Source organism: Kitasatospora sp. NPDC018058, from assembly GCF_044327205.1.
Classification (GTDB): Bacteria; Actinomycetota; Actinomycetes; order Streptomycetales; family Streptomycetaceae; genus Kitasatospora.
Map to the genome: position 1 here is coordinate 355,127 of NZ_JBIRFA010000004.1, position 17,189 is coordinate 372,315.

A 17,189-nucleotide genomic window follows, 5' to 3' on the forward strand; every position below is an offset into this window, starting at 1 on the left:
GGTGCAGTGGATTGGGGGTGGATCAGGCCTGCTGGGCGGCGGCGTGGTGCGCGGCGAGCCGGCCGAAGATCAGCGAGCGCAGGACCGAGGTCGCCGGCGGGTAGGCGTGGTAGAAGAGGCCGGTGGCCTCGCCCGCCGCGTACAGGCCGGGGATGGCGGTGCCGGAGGGGGTGACGACCCGGCCGTCGAGGTCGGTGCGGACGCCGCCGTAGGTGAAGCAGATCGCGGAGGTCACCGGGACGCCGATGAACGGCGCGGTGTCCAGCGGGGTGGCCCAGTTGGACTTCTTCGGCTCGATGCCGACGGTGGCCTTGCCGTCCAGCCGGGTCGGGTCGAACTCGCCGGGGCCGACGGCCGCGTTGAACTCGGCGACGGTCTTCTCCAGCGCCTCGGCGTCGATGCCGAGCTTGCCGGCCAGCTCCTCCAGGCTGTCGGCCTGCTCCGGCGGCACGTCGCTGAGCAGCGAGGTCATGATGCCGGGGATGGCCAGCGTCTTGGCGTCGGCGATCCAGTACGCCTCCTGGTCCTGGTTCTTCCAGATCTCGTAGCCGACGTGCTCGAAGGTGTTGTCCCAGGTGTCGCGGCCCTCGTCGAAGAAGCGCTCCATCCTGCGGTTGACGAAGATGCCGGTGGCGAAGCCGTACAGGACCGAGTCGGCCTTGTCGGTGCGGGTGTCGACGGGCTCGGCGTGGATGCCGTCGAACTGGCCGGCGGTGTCGGCGCCCAGCTCCAGGGCCATCCGCAGCGCGTCGCCGCGGTTGTTGGTGATGCCGGGGGCGATCAGCGGGAGGTCGCAGGCCTTCTCGCCGACGTAGCGGGTGAGCATCTCCGGGTTGCCCTGGAAGCCGCCGCAGGCCAGCACGACGGCACGGCCGGTGAGCCGCTGGGTGCGGCCGTCGGCGCCGCGGACCAGGACGCCGTCGACGGTGCCGTCCTCGGTGGTGGTCAGGCGCAGCGCCTCGGTCCGGTAGCGGATGTCGACGCGCGGGTCGTTCTCCAGGGCGGCGCCCAGGTGTTCGACGATCGAGGCGCCGCCGCCGCGGGGGCTGGCCGGCTTGGCCATGGACGGCCGGCCGGCGGCGAAGGTGTGCGGCAGCGGGAAGTGCTCGAAGGCGATCTCGACGCCGTGCTTCTCGACGAACTCCAGGGTCTGCTTGGTCTCGCGCTCGACGGTGCGGCAGTACTCGATGTCGGCGAGGCCGCCGGAGACCCGGCTGACGTGCTCGGCCCAGTCGGTGTCCAGCTGCTTGTCCTCGTTGATCCGCAGGAACGCGCCGGTCCAGCGGGTGGCGCCGCCGCGCTCCTCCTCGCTGGAGCGCTCCAGGATCGCGATCTTCGCCGGGGTCTCACGGCCCTCGGTGGCCTCGGCGTAGGACAGCGCGGCGGACAGGCCGGCGGCGCCGAAGCCGATGACGATGAGGTCGTACTGGGTCTGGGTGTTCGCGTCGGACATGTGCTTCTCCTCCGAGTGGGGTGGAAGGTTCGGGGTTTCCTGAGGGGTGCTCACGGGGTCTCGCGAGGTGCTCGCGGGGCGGTGCGGGGCTCAGCGGTTGGGCGTGATGACCCGGCTGGTGCGGTAGAGCCGGAACTTGGCGCCGGTGGTGGTCTCGGCGAAGGCCTGGTAGTGGCGCATGAACTCCGGGTCCTGGAAGATCGCGTCGAACTCCGCCTGGCTCGACCAGGCCGCGAAGTTGACCATGGCGTCGCCGTCGACGCTGGTCAGCAGGCGGGAGCCGCGGAAGCCGTCGGCGGTGGCGGCGACGTGGTCGACGGCCAGGGCGAGCGCGTCCACGCTGGCGGCCGCGTCGTCGGTGGTGGCCACGTTGATCAGCAGGACGCCGTCGTCCTGGACCGGGGAGGTGATCACGCCGGGGCTCGCGTTGCGGCCCTCGAAGGAGAGCTGGGCGTAGGAGGCGATGCCCAGCTTGTGCCAGGGGTCGCTCTCGATGAGCTCGCGCACCTGGATGTCGTCGAGGTCGGCGGTGATGATGACCGCGCCGCCGTCCGGCCGGGGACCGCTGAGCAGGATGCGGCCCTGGTCGCCGTGCTCGCGCAGCCAGGCCTTGTGCTCGGCCATGTGGGCGAGGACGGTCTCACGCGGGGTCAGGTACGTGAGGGTCAGTACGTGGATCAACGGGTCCTCCGGGTCGTGTGGATGGATCAGGTGGTCGGGCGTGTGGGGGTGTGGGGAGGTGCCGGGTGCGGGCCCGGCGGGGTACGGGGGGAGGGGGAGGGGGGAGCGGGCGGAAGGCTCAGGCGGTGGGGACGCCGAGGTGCCGGGAGAGCCCGGAGAGGATCCGCTCCGCGTCGGCCACGACGTTGTGGACGACCTGGGCGGCGGGCCGGATGTCCTGGATCTGGTCGAGGTTCTCGCCGACGAGCATGGCGCGCTGGGTGGTGTCGTCGCGGGCGACGGCGGCGTTCCACGCGGGCTCGATCTCGCCCCGGCGGGCGGCCAGTTCGGCGTCCCGGTCGGTCCAGGTGCGGGTGAAGTCGTTGACGACGGCGCGGGCGGTGTAGACCTGGTCCCACGGGATGCCGCGCACGACGTCGAAGGAACGGGTGTTGACGGTGTCGGCGGTGCCGGCGGAGACCAGGTGGGACCTGAAACCGGGGGAGGCCATCGACTCCTCGGTCGCGGCGAAGCGGGTGCCCATCATCACGCCGTCGGCGCCGAGCGCGAGGGCCGCCGCGAGGCCGCGGCCGTCCGCGAAGCCGCCGGCCGCGACCACCGGCACCAGACCCTGGGTGACGTCCAGGACGGCCGGGATCAGGGGCAGGGTGGCGCGGGAGGCGTGGTGGCCGCCGGCCTCGGCGCCCTGGGCGACGATCACGTGGGCGCCGGCCCGCAGGGCGATGGCGGCCTGGGCGGGGTCGTGCACCTGGACGACGACCTTGGAGCCGGCCTCGGTCGCGGAGGCCACGTACTTCTGCACCTGGGTGGCGCTGCCGAAGGAGAGCCCCACGACCGGCGGGGCGTAGCCGAGCACCTTCTCCCACAGACCGGGCCGCTCGTCGAAGGTGAACATGACGCACCCGACGCCCCAGACGCCGCCGGTCTCGGCGGCCTGCGGCAGGTGTTCGTCGATGAACGCCGCGTCGCCGTAGCTGACGCCGACGAGGCCGAGACCGCCCGCCGCCGTCACGGCGCCGGCGAGTCGTCCGCCGGTCACGCCGCCCATCGGGGCGCAGACGACCGGGTGGTCGATGCCGAGCAGTTCCGTCAGCTTGGTCGAGATCACGATGCTCCCTTGGTCCGGTTCGATGGCATGGCATGGCACGGCCCGGCGGGCCGAGGAGGACGGATGGCGCGGCGAATTCGACGTTGAATTCCGCGCGGTGGGGGCGGGGTATTCCACGGATCAGAACCGTTTCGGAAGGGGGCCCGCGTTGTGCTGAGCTGATTTGTGCCGAGCTGGGCTGGTCGAGCCGTGCTGCCCGGTGCTGCGCTCTGGTGAAGACATTAGCCGTGGGATTCGAACGGCGTCCAAGACGCAAACCGTGTGACCGCCATAAGCCGGTGCTATACCGGCTGGATAGCGGGGGCTCGGGAAACGCGAAAAGGCGTGTGATCCGGGCGGGGGAGACCCGGATCACACGCCGGCCAGGGGCGGGTTCGAACACGGTGTGCGCGTCCGAACCTGCGGGGGGGTGATTACTCGGCGAGGAACAGCCAGCCGCGCTCGGCGGCCACCTCCTGCAGGACGCGGGCGGTGTGGCTGTTGCGTACCGCGGTGACGGCGAGGCGCTCGCGCGGCGGTCTGGGGGTCGGTAGTGGCCGCCACACCAGGTGCGGCTCCCGCTCCACGGCGCGCCGCGGGCGCAGGGCCACCAGGTCCGGGGTGGTCCGCAGCGCGTGCAGGAACAGGGCCGGCTGGTCCTGGTCGGCCGGGTGCAGCACGGTGTTCCAGCCGAGTCGGGCCAGGTGCGCGGGTACGGACTCGGCGAACCCGGGCGCGCAGCCCTCCTCGTACCAGAGCAGGCGCTGCCGGTTGAGGTCCCGCAGGGTCAGTTCGGGCCGGGCGGCGAGCGGGTGCTCGCGCGCCATCACGACGCCGAGCGGCTCGTCCCGGATCACGGCGCAGACCACGTGCGGCACCGGGATCGGCAGCCGCACGATGCCGAAGGCGATCTCGCCGTGCCGCAGCAGCTCGCCCTGGTCGGCCGCGTCCACCGAGCGCATCCGCAGCTTCGCGCCGGGCTGGTGGGCGGCCTGCTGGCCGTTGTGGGTGCGGCGTCCGGACAGGCCGTTCTGCACCTCGATCAGGACCTCGGCCGGCACCCCGCCGCACACCCCGACGGGCCATACCTGTGGCGCGGGGGCGACCGCGGCGATGGCCGAGCGGAGCTGGCCGGGAATTCCCTGGATTTCCCGGAGGAATGCCCGGCCGCCGACCGTCAGTTCAACGCCGCGGGAACTCCGGATGAACAGTGCGGCGCCGATTCTCTGTTCCAGCCGTCGAATTTGCTGGCTGAGGCTCGGCTGGGAAATCCGGAGTTCCTGGGCGGCGGCCGAGACGGTTCCGGCACGGACCACGGTCAGGAAATACCGGAGGTGTCGCATGTCGAAATCGTCGACTTCCCTTGCGTCGGTCATCGCGCGGAGCAGGACGTCATCGGCCGGATCCGGTCCGGGTGCGTCGAGGTCCGCGCGTGTCGAGGTGCGTTGGCCCGTCCACTCGTCCAGCACACTCATCCGCTCCTCCAAAGCGTCGTCCCAAGCGCTATCGACCCTGCCCCGCACAGGGGTTGTGCGCCCAGCGGGCCCTCCGCGTCGGGGCCCCTGGTGCAGCATGACATAAGAATTCGTTCCAGAAGGTATTTTTTACGGGCCTGAAACGGGGCCCGAGGCGGGGCCCGCGGCGGAACCGCCCTCCGGGCGTGCGGAGTCCGGCCCCCCGTTCCCCGTCAGTGCCGTGAACAACAGCCGCCACAACGGCTCCCCGCCGGGTGCGCCCACGATCTCGGCGCACCCGGCGGGAGCGTTCAGTAGTCCGTACATCATGATCATCAGCAAGGCGGCGACCAGCTGCGGCGAGTATCCGGGGAAGCCGCTGCCTCGCTGGGCCCGGCGGACCAGTTCGGTCAGGGCGTGGTGCATCTCGACGAGCACGCCGGAGAGCGATTGCGCCAGGGTCGGGCAGTCGGCTGCGAGCCGGAGCGCGGCCCGCAGCCGCACGTCCGACTGCAGCCGGCCGGCGAAACCCACCACGACGCGTTCGAGGACGCCCCCCGGGTCGGCGCCCGGGGCGTCGTACTCGGCCCGCAGGCTCGTCCAGGTGTGCCGGGACTCGTTGATCAGAGCCCCGGCCAACGACCTCTTCGAGGGGAAGTGCCCGTACAGCGCGCCCTTGGTCATGCCGATGCGCTCGGCCACCGCGTTGAGCGTGGTGCTGCTGTAGCCCTGCGAGGCGAACACCTCCGCCGCGGCCGTCAGGACCTTCTCCCGTGTGCGTCGTGCCCGTTCCTGTTTGGCCATGTGTGTGCCCTCCATAGTTAGCGAGAGCACATACATACCATCGGGACGGAATGTTGCTGCAGTCTTCCGGTCCGCCGAGCTGATCATGCGTGTCCCGCCTCCAACGGCCCCCGGCGGGCCGGGGTCACCGGCCAGCCGAAGCGTCCCGCCTCTTCGTTCAGCAGTGGGGAGTCCCCCACCACCACCGGCCGCCCCACCGCGCGCAGCAGGGCGAGGTCGCTCTCGTGGTCCCCGTACGCGAAGCAGTCGGCCGGGTCCGCGCCGTGTTCGCGCATCAGCCGGTCCGCGGCCTCGGCCTTGGCCTGCCCGATCATCGGACGCCGCACCTCGCCGGTCAACACCCCGTCGACGTCCACCAGCAGCTCGGTGCAGACCAGGGCCGCGCCCAACTCCTCGGCCAGCGCGGCCAGGAGTGGGCGCATCGAGCCCGAGACCAGCACGACCCGGCGGCCCGCCGCCCGGTGTTCGGCGACGGCGGCGAGCATCGGCAGCACGAAGGCCGTACCGCCGCGGCGGTACTCCCCGTACCAGCGCCGGCCGGCCGCCTCCAGCTCGGCCAGCGGCACGCCGGCGTAGCGCCGGTAGTAGCGGCGGTTCAGCGCCTCGCGGTCGGGGGTCGCCGCGGCCTCGGACGACAGGTCCGGGAGGTCGGCGGCGACCCGGCCGGGGTGCCGGTCCTGCCAGTACCGCCAGAACGCGACCGGGCTCTTCTCGGCGATCACGGTCTCGTCGACGTCGAAGAAGGCGAGGGCCGGGCGCACCCGAAGGGCCGCTCCGGTCATCGGGCACCCCGGTTCGCCGGGGCCGCGTCCGCGTACGCCCCGGCCGCCGTTTCGAGGTCCAGGGCGCCGTGCCCGGCGGCGGTCGTGACGTCCCGCCAGGCGCGCTGCACCCGGCTGTCCGAGGACTGGCCGCGCATGCCGGAGGCGTGGAAGAGCTCGTCCACCGCCTCCCGGCACATGGCGGCCGCGGTGGCCGCGTCCCGGCGGTTCTCGGCCACCGAGAGCGGCGTGACCGTGCCCCGGTCCGCGCGGTCGGCGGCGTGCTCCAGCAGCAGGCCCGCCGCGTGGATCCGCGCGGAGGTGCGGGCGAGCAGCAGGCTCCGGCCGGGCTTGCCCGGCGCGGTCGGCCCGCACTCGTCCGTCCAGGCCTGCAGCGCCGCCCTGGCCGCACCCAGCACCGGCGCCGCGAAGATCAGGCCGGCGACCATCGGGTACGGGACGCGGTGGCAGCGGGCCGCGTCGGGCAGCGGGCTCAGTAACGCGCTCAGCGTGAACGAGCGGCGCGCCGGGACGACCACCCCGTCGCCGACCACGCTGTTGCTGCCGGTGCCCCGCAGACCGACCGGGTCCCAGGTGTCCCGGACGGTCAGCTCGGTGCGCGGCACGGCGAAGATCCGGTGCTCCCGGATGCCGTCCGGCCCCAGGGTCCAGGAGGCCAGCAGCACCCACTCGGCGTGGTCGACCCCGCTGGCGGTGCGCCACTCGCCGTCCAGCCGCCAGCCGTCGGCCACCTCGGTGGCGCGGCCCTGCGGCGGGATGATCGATGCGGCGATCCGGACGTCCGGGCCGTCCGCCCAGAGGTCCCGCTGCCCCTGTTCGGGCAGGTAGGCGGCCAGTCGGCCGTGCGCCGCGAACAGGGCGGCGCACCAGCCGGTGGCGGCGCAGGCCTCGGCGGCGGCCGAGGCGTCGGCGAGCAGGCCGGCGAAGCTCCCGGCCGCACCGCCCCACCGGGCCGGGACGAAGTGGCGCGGGAAGCCCGCGTCGACCAGGGCGTCGGCGACCTGCGGGGTGAGCCTGCGCTGCTCCTCGGCGGTGTGGGCGTCATGACGTGCGAGCTTGGCGAGCAGGTTCAACGCCTCCTGGGGACCGGCTGTGTTCCGGCCATCCTGCGGCCGGTCGGCGGCCGTCGGGTCGGTGGTCAGCGGGTCGGTGGTCAGCGGGGTGGTCGGGTCGGTGGTCCCGGCGGTGGTGCGGGCGGTGGCCCGGTGGGGGGCCTCGGGGGCGTTCAGCACGCCGCCCCCAGCAGGGTCCGGACCGGCTCGGCCGCGCCGCAGCGGACCGTGGCGTGGGCGAGTTCCCGCTCGCCCTGGTGGGCGCGCAGGGTGAAGACGCCGAGGCCGGCGGGCTCGGCGGTGATCGCCACCGGCGCGTCCAGTTCGCCGAAGGCGGTGAACTCCACCGTGAGCAGCGTGACGCCGCCGGCGCCCGGCCGGTGGTCCGCGGCGGCGACCCGGCCGGCCTGTCGGAACGCCTCGACCAGCGCCATGCCCGGCACGTGGTCGGACTCGTGGTCGAACAGCACCGGGTGGTCCAGGTCGAGCCGCAGCCACCAGGCGTTCGCCCGCATCGGGTCGGCGGCGATCAGGACGTCCCGCTCGGTGCGCTGGCCGACGGTGGCCGGCGACAGCGGGATCCGGGGCGGCTCGGGCAGCGGCGAGGTCCGGGGCTCGCGGCCGCGGTGGCGCAGCATGGTGTAGCGGCTGGGTTCCATCGGCTGCCAGCGCAGCCGGGTTCTACCGATCACCCGGTGCCGGAGCAGGACGTCGGCCTCCAGCTCCAGGCGCAGGCGCCGGGCGCCCTCGGCGGGGGGGTGGCAGACGACGTCGAGCCCGACGGTGAGGTGCTCCGGGCCCACCGGGGGGAGCGCCTCGGTGAGGTCGACGGAGGCCTCGCTCAGCACGAACGGCATGCCGTACGGGATGTCGAGGAAGCGGTGGGACAGGTGGATGGCGGTCTGGCGGGTGGTCTCCACCAGCATCACGGGGTCGGCTGCGGGGCCGCCGTGGTGGGCCAGGTAGTGGTCCCGGTCCCAGCGGGCCGCGACCGCGAACCGGCCGGTGCCGAGCCGCTGCGCGTCCGTGAGCAGGACCTCCGCGTCGGCCGCCTTGTGGACGGACGCCCGCGGGACGCGGCGCTCGAACTCCATGGTCTTCCAGTGGTGCTCCGGCCCCGGACGGCCGGTCATCAGTTCAAGTCCAGGTACGACATGCATGAGCAGGACCCCCTCCTGGCTCGCCGTGCCAGCCCATGCGCCGGTATCGTCCCGACGCGGCACGTGGCGACGCCGAGAAATATACCTTCAGGAAGGAATCTTGAGGGGTAAGTTTTTTGTCATCGAACACGACCGAACACGATCCACCCGCGACACCCTGCCCACCCACCACGGCGCCATGCCGACCGACGACGGAGAGTTCCCCGCATGCCGGAGCCGCAAGCCATTGTCTTCGCCCCACCCAAAACCCCAGTTCGGCGGGGTTCCGACCCCAAGCAGGAGCGCTCCGCCAGGACCCGGCAGCGGGTCCTGATCGGGGCCGCCGAGCTCTTCACCGAGCGGGGTTTCCGCCAGACGTCGGTCAAGGACGTCGCCGACCGGGTCGAGATGACCAAGGGCGCCGTGTACTTCCACTACCCGACCAAGGAAGCACTGGCCGTGGCGATCGTGGAGGAGCACTACGCACGTTGGCCGAAACTGCTCGATGAGGTCGCCCGGGAGGAACTCGGCCCCCTGGAGACCGCCGCCCGGATGCTGGACCGGGCGGCCGTCGCGTTCCAGGACGACGTGATCGTGCAGGCCGGCGCCCGGCTGCAGATCGAACGGCCGCAGATCGACGTCGAGTTGCCCACCCCGTACGTCGACTGGGTCTCCCTGCTGGAGTCCCTGCTGACCTCCGCGCAGGAGGCGGGCGAAGTGCGCGCCGACGTGGTGCCGGGGCGCGCGGCGCGCTCCCTGGTGTCGGCGTTCTTCGGTTCGCAGCATGTCTCCGACGTTCTCGGTGGGCGGGCCGACGTGGTGGCCCGTTGGCGGGATCTGAGCGATCTGCTGTTCCGGGCGATGCGGACGGAGTGAGCCGCTCCGTCCGCATCGCGCCCGCCGTCGTGAGCGGCGGCCGTTCGTAGGCCGGTGAACGGGGGACGTTCACCGGCCGTGAACGGCAGACGCCCGGGGGACGGAGCACCGCTGGGCAGCCGGTGCACCGTCCTCCGGGAGGGCGTGCTGTCTCGTACGGCCGGTCAGGCCGGGTCCGTCACCTGGCGCTTGGTGGACAGGACCACCAGGCCGCCGATCACCGCGAGGGCGGTCAGGACGGCGCCGAAGATCGTGGCGCCGTTGGTCAGGCCCACCGCGTCGCTGAGGTAGCCGGCCGAGACCGGCAGGATGCCGGCCGGGATGTAACCGCCCACGTTGAGGGCGGCGTTGGCCTCGGCGAGCCGCTGCGGCGCGATGGTGGAGTTGAGCAGCGACAGGCCGCCGAGCTGGCCCATGCCCTGGCCGGCGCCGGCCAGCAGCGCGGCGATGATCAGGACCGCGACCGCCTCGGAGTGCACCGCGATGATCAGCGCGACCATGCTCAGCATGGTGCTCACCGCGCCGGCCGTCAGGATGGTGCGGCGGCGCAGCTTCTGGACGGCGAACTGCACGCCGGTGGCGGCCAGGAACATCACGAAGGCCATGGCGCCGGCGACGATCCGGTTGGTGGTGCCGAGCAGACCGGACAGCAGCGAGGGGCCGAGCGAGAGCACGAACGAGGTGGCGGTGATGCCGGGGGCGAAGACCGCGATGCCGAGGGCGAGCTGGCGGCCGTTGCCGCTCGGGACGCCGGGCACCCGGATCCAGGCGCCCTTGCCGCGGTTCTCGGGGCGGCGCACCGGCATCCGCAGCACGACCAGCACGGCGCTGGCCAGGACCACGGCCTCGACGATGAACACGGTGACCGTCGGCCCGGGGGCCAGCTCGGAGAGCACACCGGCGAGCAGCGGGCCGAGGCCGGCGCCGAAGACCATCGCGCAGGAGGCGAGCAGGGCGGCGATCCGCTTGCGCTCGGGGCCGGCCACGTCGGTGACCGCGGCCATGCCGGCCGAGACGACCGCGCCGACCGCGATGCCGGTGAACAGCCGCGCCACGATCAGCGCGGCCACGCTGGTGGCCGTTCCGAAGATCAGGCAGGCGGCGAGGCCGAGTGCCAGTGCCGGGAGCAGGACGGGCTTGCGGCCGACCCGGTCGGAGACCACGCCGGAGACCAGCAGCGAGCCGATCAGGCCGACGATGTAGAACGCGAACACCACGGTCAGGGTGCCCTTGGAGAAACCGATGTCGTGCTGCCACAGCACGTACAGCGGCGTGGCCGCGTTCGACAGCACGAAGACGGCGGTGACCGGCCAGGCGGCCAGCCACACCCACCACAGCGGGGCGGCGGGCTTGGCGGCGGCGGGGGCGGTGGTGGTGGCCTTGGCGGTCGCGGTGCGCTGCACCTCCTCGACGGCCTGGACGGGTGCGGTCCTGGTCTCGGACATGACGGTTCCTCCCGATCTGACTGTTGGCTCTCCAGCAGTACGAGTCGAGTCGAACTTAGCATGCAGTACGATTCGAGTCGTACTACATAGGAACCGAGTTATGAGGAGTCGAGGAGTTGCCTATGCCTACGACCACGGCCCACGCACCCGCGTTCAAAGTGCTCCCGGAGCCGTCCGACCTGCCCGAACCGCTGGCCGAGCCGGCCGTGGAGGAGCTGCGCCTGGAGCACGTCATGGGCGCGCTCAGCGACCCGCTGCGGCTGACCATCGTCCGCAAACTCCTGCTGGAGTCCGAGGACTTCGACCACTCCTGCGGCTGGTTCGGTCTCGACCGGCCCAAGTCCTCGCTCACGCACCACTTCAAGGCGCTGCGCGAGGCGGGGGTGACGCGCCAGCGCCAGTACGGGCTGGAGCGCCGCAGCCACGTCCGGGTGGACGACCTCAACGCCCGCTTCCCCGGGCTGCTCGACCTGGTCGCGGCCTGGACCCCGCAGGCCTGACCAGGGCCTCGGCCCCCGGCGGGTAGAACCGCCGGGGGCCTCCCCGCGGTGGTCGCCTTGTGGCGGCCAGGCGGCCAGGCGGCCAGGCGGCCAGGCGGCCGGGCGGCCGGGCGGTCGGGCGGTCGGGCGGTCGGGCGGGGATGCGGGATCATGGGTGGGTACCCCTGATCTCATTCGCCGAAGGACCCCGAACCGTGGCCCAGATCGTCCTCTTCCACTCCGCCCACGGGCTGCGCCCGGCCGTGCGCGCCGCCGCGGACCGGCTGCGCGCCGCCGGGCACACCGTGCACACCCCGGACCTGTTCGAGGGGCGGACCTTCGACGACTCCGAGGCCGCGCAGGCCTACCAGGAGGAGATCGGCGGCAGCGACGAACTGCTGAAGCGGGCGGTGGGCGCGGTCGCCCCGTTCTCCGAGGGCGGGCTGGTGTACGCCGGCTTCTCGCTCGGCGGCGCGGTCGCGCAGAACCTGGCGCTCGCGGACGAGAAGGCGCGCGGACTGCTGCTCCTGCACGGCACCTCGGACCTGCGGGAGGACGCGGCGACCTCGATCCCGGTCCAGCTGCACATGGCCGACCCGGACCCGTACGAGCCGGAGGACTGGCTGAACGCCTGGTACCTGCGGATGCGGCGGGCCGGCGCCGAGGTCGAGGTGCACCGCTACCAGGGCGCCGGGCACCTGTTCACCGACGCGGACCTGCCCGACTACGACGAGGAGGCCGCGGAGCGCGCCTGGGCGGCGGCGCTGGACTTCCTCGCCGACCTGGAGGACTGACCCGCCGTCGTGACGGCTGGCGCGGGAAGTCGGACCGGCCGACTTCCCGCGTTGCGGGAGCGGTTCGCCGTCGCGGCCGTACGGGCCTCAGGGCCGCGCCGGACCTCGGCGCGGGAGGGTCTGGCTGTAGACGACGCTGGTGGTGGTGCTGCCGAAGCCGGCGAGTTCGTCGACGAGGGTCTCCAGGTGCTCCATGGACGTCGCGGCCACCTTGAGGGTGTAACAGTCGTCGCCGGTGGTGCGCAGGCACTCCAGTATCTCGCGGCGGTCGGCGAGGACGCGGTGCAGGGGCTGGTGACGGTTACCCGGGTACTTCAGGCGGACCACGGCGAGTACCGGGTAACCGACCTTGGCCAGGTCGACGGTGGCGTGGTAGCCGGAGATGACGCCCAGCGACTCCAGGTTCCGCACCCGTTCGGTGGTGGCGGAGGGGCTCAGGTTGACCCGGCGGCCCAGCTCGCTGAGGGAGATCCGGGCCTCCTGCTGGAGCTGGTCGATGATCGCCCAGTCGGTGTCGTCGAGGTTCGCGGTCATCGGGCGATATTACCGGGAGATTCGCGGCGGACAGGAGTGATCACCGGGAGGATCCGGTTCCGGACGGGATGCGCCCGGGAATAGCCTCGGGGCATGCAACTTGGCGTCAACGTACCGAACTTCGGACCGGGCACCGACCCCGGCGTGCTGCGCGCATGGGCGATGGTGGTGGAGGGCCTCGGGTTCGACCTGCTGATGGTGTCGGACCACGTGGCCGTGACCGCGGATGTGGCCCAGCGCTACCCGGAGCCGTTCTACGACCCGTTCACGACGCTCTCGTGGCTGGCGGGGCACACCGACGGCCTGCGGCTGGGGACGACGGTGCTGGTGCTGCCGTACCGGAACCCGCTGCTGGTGGCCCGGATGGCGAGCAGCCTGCACCGGCTCAGCGGTGGGCGGTTCGTGCTGGGGGTCGGGGTCGGCTGGGCGCGGCAGGAGTTCGACGCGCTCGGGGTGCCGTTCGGGACGCGGGGGCGGCTGACGGACGAGTACCTGGGCACGGTGCGGGAGGCCTGGCAGGAGCAGGGGGACGGCGCCGCCGCTCCGGTCTGGGTCGGCGGGCACAGCGATGCGGCGATCCGGCGGGCGGTCGAGTTCGGTGACGCCTGGCACCCGTTGCGGCTGCCCGTGGAGCGGATGCGGTCGGTGCTCGCGAGCCACACGCTGCCGGGGTTCGCGCCGCGGACCGCGCTGCGGCTGACGGACCACCCGGTGGACGACCCGGAACGGCCCGCCGGGGTCGGTGACCTGGAGCAGGTGGTGGGGGACCTGCGCGAGCTGCGCGAGCTCGGCGCGGAGGCGGTGGTGTTGGATCCCTACCACGGGGACCCGGAGGAGACCCGCCGGCCCGAGGCCGCATGGCGGGCGCTCGGGGCGGTGGTTGAGGAATGGAGGAAGGCGGCGTGATCACGACTGCCGACGAGGCGCTGCTGCGGCGCGCGATCGGGATCGCGGCCCGGGCGGTCGAGCTGGGCGACGCGCCCTACGGCTCGCTGCTGGCCGGACCGGACGGGACGGTCCTGGCCGAGGCCCACAACACGGTGCGGCGGGACGACGACATCACCGCGCACCCCGAACTGAAGCTCGCCCGCTGGGCCGCCCGGGAGCTGGACCCGGAAGTGGCCGCCCGCACGACCATGTACACCAGCTGCCAGCCCTGCGGCATGTGCGCGGGCGCGATCGTCCGCTCCGGCCTCGGGCGGGTGGTGTTCGCGCTGGCGACCGAGCAACTCGTCGAGCTCAACCCGGAGTCGGGCGCGTGGCCGGTGGTGCCGCAGGACGGTCCGGCGCTGTTCGAGACGGCGCGCGGGCCGATCGACACGTACTACCGCCGAAGTTGAGCGTGTTGGCGGTGAGCGGGTAGGGGTCGGCCCCGTGGTCGAGCCCGGGCCGCCGCGATGGCCTCCCCCGCCCGAGACGACGAGGACTGCAACGGCGGATCGCGGTACACGGCGGCCCCTCGTACGGGTGGCTGATCACGAAGCGGCGCGGGAAGTCGGGCGGGCCGACGTCCCGCGCAGCGGCGGTTCCGCTCAGGCCCGCAGTCCTCGGCGGCCTGCGCTTCCGCGGCGCGCGCCTCCTCGCGCCGGCGCTGCGCCCGTTCACCGGGGACCCGCTGGCGCGGTTCGCCGCTCTCCTGGAGGAGGGGTAGGCACGCGGCGGGGCGGCGTCCTACGGGTTGGTGGGTGCGTCGGGCTCCTCGCGGGGGCGATCGGGGAGGACGACGAGAGCGTCGACCCGGACGACCCCCGCATCGACGCGGTGTTCCTGCACGGGTCGGTGGTGCTCGGGTCCGACGACGGGCAGTCGTTCTGGCTGCTGGTGACGACGGGGCCCCGGCGGGGCGAGGTCTGGATGGTGTCCGACGTCGGGGCGCTTCCGGTGCCCGGGCCGGAGGCCTGGGGATTCGCGGAGTGGGTCCGACAGTGGCCCTCGGACGAGGAGTGGCAGGTCTGAGGCGACCCTCAACGCTTGATGACGGCGGTGCCGCCGTCGAGGTCGATGCCCGTGCGGGGCGGGGCGCCGTCGTGCTCGTCGTCGCGCAGGGTGAGCTGGGCCTGGCGCTGCTCGATCTGGACGCGCTTGTTGGCGTTGAAGAAGGCGTGCAGCTCCTCGGGCGCGGTGGCGCCGAGGCCCATGCCGCCGGGGCGGGTGCGGGCGGCGAGCCGGCGGGACAGCCGGCCGGGGTGGCCGGAGCGCACGACGACGTGCCGGATCGAGGCCAGCGTGAAGGGCACGATCACCAGCACTGCCATGAAGAGCAGGCCTATCATCATCACCATGCCGACCCAACGTGCGCGGGTGGCCGGCCCGTTCCTGGTCGAGCGTCAATTCAGGTGTGGCGGACGGGTGCTCGATGCTTTGGTGGTACGCATGAGCGATGAGAGCGCGGCGCCCGCGCGGTTCAAGGACCTGGCACTGGATGCGACCGACCACCAGGGGTTGGCCGACTGGTGGTGTGCGGCGATCGGATAGGTGCGCAGGCAGTCGATCGATGGAGTGGAGCTGCCGGACGGGTGGGGGGTTCCGATCGTCGATCCGGCCGGGAACGGCCCGTTGATCTGGATCAATCCGGTGTCGGAGCGGAAGACGGTCAAGAACCGGATGCATCTCGACGTGTGGGGCGATGCGGGCCGGCTGGCGGCCCTCGGGGCGACGGTGCTCCGGGCGCCCGACGACGAGATCCGGTGGCATGTGCTGGCGGACCCCGAGGGGAACGAGTTCTGCGTGTTCGCCCCGCAGGACGAGACTGACTGCTGACGTAGTCGGATGGGCCGAGTTCCTGGGCGGCGGGGAGTCGTCCCAGCCGATGGCGGCTCCGATTCCCGGATGGTGGTCACAACACGACGGCCTCGTGTGGGTGACGTGCGCGATTTCACCGTGCACGGTGAGTAGCCTGCGAAGCATCAATCTCAGCCGGGCAAGTGGATGCTGCTCATGTGTCGGGCCTGCTTCGGCCCGCTGAGCAGCCGTGACTTGCCCTGCGCATCGACTCGGAGAGGAGATGGACATGGCTGCGAAGAATCACGGCGAGGCGGCCCCCCGGCACGGATGGATGACGAATCCCCGCTCTCGCGCCGACATCCACTTCAACGGCGGCTGGCCGTCCAACGGGCTGGAAGCGGGCAAGTTCTTCCCGGCGACCCAGGTCGGCTTGCCGGACCCGGACGCACCGGGGGACATCAAGAGCGGACCCAAGCCGGTGCCGCCGGACGGGAAGATCGCCAGCGGCGGAAGCGAGCCGTCCGCTGCGGTGCTCGATGAGCTGCGGGACTGGCCGAAGGTGGATCTGCCCTCGGGCACGGAGGTTCCCTTCCAGTGGAACTTCTCGCAGAAGCACCGGACGCGTCGGTACAACTACTTCGTGACCCGGGAGGGGTGGGACCCGAGCGTCCCGCTGAGCCGCGCCCAGTTCGAGCCTGAGCCGTTCGCGACGTACAAGCCGTACGGCGACATCAAGTTCGAGGACATGCCGGACGCTTCCAACGACCCGCACCTCAGCAAGCCGCACTCGGTCAAGCTGCCGCAGCGTACCGGCTATCACGTGATCCTCGGCGTGTGGGAGGTGGCCGACACCGGTCACGCCTTCTACCAGGTGATCGACGTGAACTTCACCCGGTAACTCCCGGACGAGCAGTTGTCGTCGCCCCTCGCGCGAACGAGCGCGAGGGGCGGTGACGGTAGGGGACATCGGTTGCGCAGGAACCGGGCGGGTCGACTTCCTGCGCTGGGTTGGGACAGCTGGGGGCGGCTGTTCATCGGTCGGGCGGCGGCGTCTGGCGTGCCCAGGGGGTGCCGGTGGAGTGAGTGGCGGCGAGGCGCAGGGACTCCAGCAGGAGGCCGCCGGGGTAGGTCGCGAAGTCCGGGTAGCGCCACCGGTAGTAGCACGCCCAGTAGCTCACCACCCGGCGCTCGGTCCGCGCGAAGAAGCGTGGATTGCGGGCGATGAAGTCGCCGTAGAGGTGATGGTGGGCGGAATCCGGGGTGGTCAGGTCGGGGAGTCCGGAGCGGATCGCGACCAGGATCTCCAGGACGTATTCGCCCACGAGTTGCACGACGAAGGGTGCGACCCAGGGCTCGGTGGAGCCGATGACCTGTTCCAGGTGGCGCTGGCGGATCAGCCCGTCACCGTGGCGGGAGTACAGGCAGTGGAGGATTGCCCGCTGGGTCTCGCTCAGGTGTTGGTTGATGGTGAGCGGTGGCTCGTGGTGGTGGATCCGGTAGGGCACGGCGACGGTCTCCCCGCACACATCGACCGGGAACGGCATCGCGGACGGGTACCGGGCGTCGGGAATTGCGGCGGCAACGGTGCGGACCTCGTCCGCGAGGTGGGAGGGGAATGCTGCGGCCAACGAGCGGAGGGTGGTTGGCGCGGTCCGTGGGTTCTGCACGGCTGGAGCGTAGACGGCACGGTCGGTGAGTGCGGCCCCTCGCGCGGGTGAGCGCGAGGGGCCGGAGGCGAGGGGGTTGGCGTAGGAAGTCGGCCAGGTCGACTTCCTACGCGCGGTGGGCTTGTCAGACATCCCATGCCGTAGCGGTGTCAAGCTGTGGCTGGGAGGGTTGCGTGGTGTGACCAGGCGGTGGCCTCGTCGTAGAGGGTGCGGGTCTT

The 17,189-nt window shown here is 72.3% G+C and carries 21 protein-coding genes; 9 read left to right on the top strand and 12 right to left on the bottom strand.

Annotated elements, in window-relative coordinates; genetic code table 11:
• Positions 1-22 precede the first annotated feature (22 nt).
• The 8 genes from ACH4E7_RS08375 to ACH4E7_RS08410 all read right to left on the bottom strand — a co-directional run bounded on the left by ACH4E7_RS08375 (position 23) and on the right by ACH4E7_RS08410 (position 8,446).
• The gene (locus ACH4E7_RS08375) at positions 23-1,453 is read right to left on the bottom strand and encodes an FAD-binding protein (protein ID WP_396248205.1); all 1,431 of its coding nucleotides are present in this window, start codon (positions 1,451-1,453) and stop codon (positions 23-25) included.
• Between the two features lie 90 nt (positions 1,454-1,543).
• Positions 1,544-2,134 (bottom strand): YciI family protein, encoded by a 591-nt coding sequence (locus tag ACH4E7_RS08380; RefSeq protein WP_396248206.1) that lies wholly within the window; start codon positions 2,132-2,134, stop codon positions 1,544-1,546.
• 118 nt (positions 2,135-2,252) lie between these two features.
• Positions 2,253-3,242 (bottom strand): NAD(P)H-dependent flavin oxidoreductase, encoded by a 990-nt coding sequence (locus ACH4E7_RS08385; RefSeq protein WP_396248207.1) that lies wholly within the window; start codon positions 3,240-3,242, stop codon positions 2,253-2,255.
• 413 nt (positions 3,243-3,655) lie between these two features.
• Entirely contained in the window at positions 3,656-4,696 is a 1,041-nt protein-coding gene (locus ACH4E7_RS08390; protein ID WP_396248208.1) for a LysR family transcriptional regulator, read from the bottom strand.
• A 129-nt stretch (positions 4,697-4,825) separates the two neighbouring features.
• A complete protein-coding gene (locus ACH4E7_RS08395; RefSeq protein WP_396248209.1) occupies positions 4,826-5,479 on the bottom strand; it encodes a TetR family transcriptional regulator in 654 nt (217 codons plus the stop codon).
• Positions 5,480-5,562: 83 nt separating this feature from the next.
• On the bottom strand, positions 5,563-6,261 hold the full coding sequence (locus ACH4E7_RS08400; RefSeq protein ID WP_396248210.1) for an HAD family hydrolase: 699 nt from the start codon (positions 6,259-6,261) through the stop codon (positions 5,563-5,565).
• A complete protein-coding gene (locus ACH4E7_RS08405) occupies positions 6,258-7,493 on the bottom strand; it encodes an acyl-CoA dehydrogenase family protein (RefSeq protein ID WP_396248211.1) in 1,236 nt (411 codons plus the stop codon). Before ACH4E7_RS08405 ends, ACH4E7_RS08400 begins: the two co-directional genes overlap by 4 nt.
• The gene (locus tag ACH4E7_RS08410; RefSeq protein ID WP_396248212.1) at positions 7,487-8,446 is read right to left on the bottom strand and encodes a ScbA/BarX family gamma-butyrolactone biosynthesis protein; all 960 of its coding nucleotides are present in this window, start codon (positions 8,444-8,446) and stop codon (positions 7,487-7,489) included. The genes ACH4E7_RS08405 and ACH4E7_RS08410 overlap by 7 nt, the downstream gene beginning before the upstream one ends.
• Positions 8,447-8,680: 234 nt before the next feature.
• On the opposite strand from ACH4E7_RS08410, the gene ACH4E7_RS08415 reads away from it, so the two are divergent.
• Positions 8,681-9,328, top strand: coding sequence for a ScbR family autoregulator-binding transcription factor (locus ACH4E7_RS08415; RefSeq protein WP_396248213.1), 648 nt, complete (start codon positions 8,681-8,683; stop codon positions 9,326-9,328).
• Positions 9,329-9,492: 164 nt separating this feature from the next.
• On the opposite strand, the gene ACH4E7_RS08420 is transcribed toward ACH4E7_RS08415, so the two are convergent.
• Positions 9,493-10,773 carry an MFS transporter gene (locus ACH4E7_RS08420; RefSeq protein WP_396248214.1) on the bottom strand — a complete coding sequence of 427 codons (1,281 nt, stop codon included), beginning with the start codon at positions 10,771-10,773 and terminating at the stop codon, positions 9,493-9,495.
• A gap of 122 nt (positions 10,774-10,895) precedes the next feature.
• On the opposite strand from ACH4E7_RS08420, the gene ACH4E7_RS08425 reads away from it, so the two are divergent.
• The gene (locus tag ACH4E7_RS08425; protein WP_355673141.1) at positions 10,896-11,273 is read left to right on the top strand and encodes a helix-turn-helix domain-containing protein; all 378 of its coding nucleotides are present in this window, start codon (positions 10,896-10,898) and stop codon (positions 11,271-11,273) included.
• A 194-nt stretch (positions 11,274-11,467) separates the two neighbouring features.
• Positions 11,468-12,046 carry a dienelactone hydrolase family protein gene (locus ACH4E7_RS08430; RefSeq protein WP_396248215.1) on the top strand — a complete coding sequence of 193 codons (579 nt, stop codon included), beginning with the start codon at positions 11,468-11,470 and terminating at the stop codon, positions 12,044-12,046.
• 87 nt (positions 12,047-12,133) lie between these two features.
• Here the strand turns inward: ACH4E7_RS08430 and ACH4E7_RS08435 are convergent, their stop codons facing one another.
• Entirely contained in the window at positions 12,134-12,580 is a 447-nt protein-coding gene (locus ACH4E7_RS08435) for an Lrp/AsnC family transcriptional regulator (protein WP_396248216.1), read from the bottom strand.
• A gap of 93 nt (positions 12,581-12,673) precedes the next feature.
• On the opposite strand from ACH4E7_RS08435, the gene ACH4E7_RS08440 reads away from it, so the two are divergent.
• The 3 genes from ACH4E7_RS08440 (at position 12,674) to ACH4E7_RS08450 (ending at position 14,536) form a co-directional block, all read left to right on the top strand.
• Positions 12,674-13,486: an LLM class flavin-dependent oxidoreductase gene (locus tag ACH4E7_RS08440; protein ID WP_396248217.1), complete on the top strand. Its 813-nt coding sequence runs from the start codon at positions 12,674-12,676 to the stop codon at positions 13,484-13,486.
• Positions 13,483-13,920 carry a nucleoside deaminase gene (locus tag ACH4E7_RS08445; RefSeq protein ID WP_396248218.1) on the top strand — a complete coding sequence of 146 codons (438 nt, stop codon included), beginning with the start codon at positions 13,483-13,485 and terminating at the stop codon, positions 13,918-13,920. The genes ACH4E7_RS08440 and ACH4E7_RS08445 overlap by 4 nt, the downstream gene beginning before the upstream one ends.
• A 421-nt stretch (positions 13,921-14,341) precedes the next feature.
• Entirely contained in the window at positions 14,342-14,536 is a 195-nt protein-coding gene (locus ACH4E7_RS08450; protein ID WP_396248219.1) for a hypothetical protein, read from the top strand.
• Positions 14,537-14,544: 8 nt separating this feature from the next.
• Here ACH4E7_RS08450 and ACH4E7_RS08455 read toward each other — a convergent pair whose 3' ends face one another.
• Positions 14,545-14,862, bottom strand: coding sequence for a DUF6191 domain-containing protein (locus ACH4E7_RS08455; protein ID WP_396248220.1), 318 nt, complete (start codon positions 14,860-14,862; stop codon positions 14,545-14,547).
• Here ACH4E7_RS08455 and ACH4E7_RS08460 point away from each other — a divergent pair.
• The 3 genes from ACH4E7_RS08460 to ACH4E7_RS08470 all read left to right on the top strand — a co-directional run bounded on the left by ACH4E7_RS08460 (position 14,861) and on the right by ACH4E7_RS08470 (position 16,202).
• Positions 14,861-15,055: a hypothetical protein gene (locus ACH4E7_RS08460; protein ID WP_396248221.1), complete on the top strand. Its 195-nt coding sequence runs from the start codon at positions 14,861-14,863 to the stop codon at positions 15,053-15,055. The two genes, ACH4E7_RS08455 and ACH4E7_RS08460, sit on opposite strands and share 2 nt — an antisense overlap.
• Before the next feature lie 24 nt (positions 15,056-15,079).
• Positions 15,080-15,340: a VOC family protein gene (locus ACH4E7_RS08465; RefSeq protein WP_396248222.1), complete on the top strand. Its 261-nt coding sequence runs from the start codon at positions 15,080-15,082 to the stop codon at positions 15,338-15,340.
• Between the two features lie 250 nt (positions 15,341-15,590).
• Entirely contained in the window at positions 15,591-16,202 is a 612-nt protein-coding gene (locus ACH4E7_RS08470) for a lytic polysaccharide monooxygenase auxiliary activity family 9 protein (protein WP_396248223.1), read from the top strand.
• 133 nt (positions 16,203-16,335) lie between these two features.
• On the opposite strand, the gene ACH4E7_RS08475 is transcribed toward ACH4E7_RS08470, so the two are convergent.
• Positions 16,336-16,971 (bottom strand): hypothetical protein, encoded by a 636-nt coding sequence (locus ACH4E7_RS08475; RefSeq protein ID WP_396248224.1) that lies wholly within the window; start codon positions 16,969-16,971, stop codon positions 16,336-16,338.
• Positions 16,972-17,189: the final 218 nt, after the last annotated feature.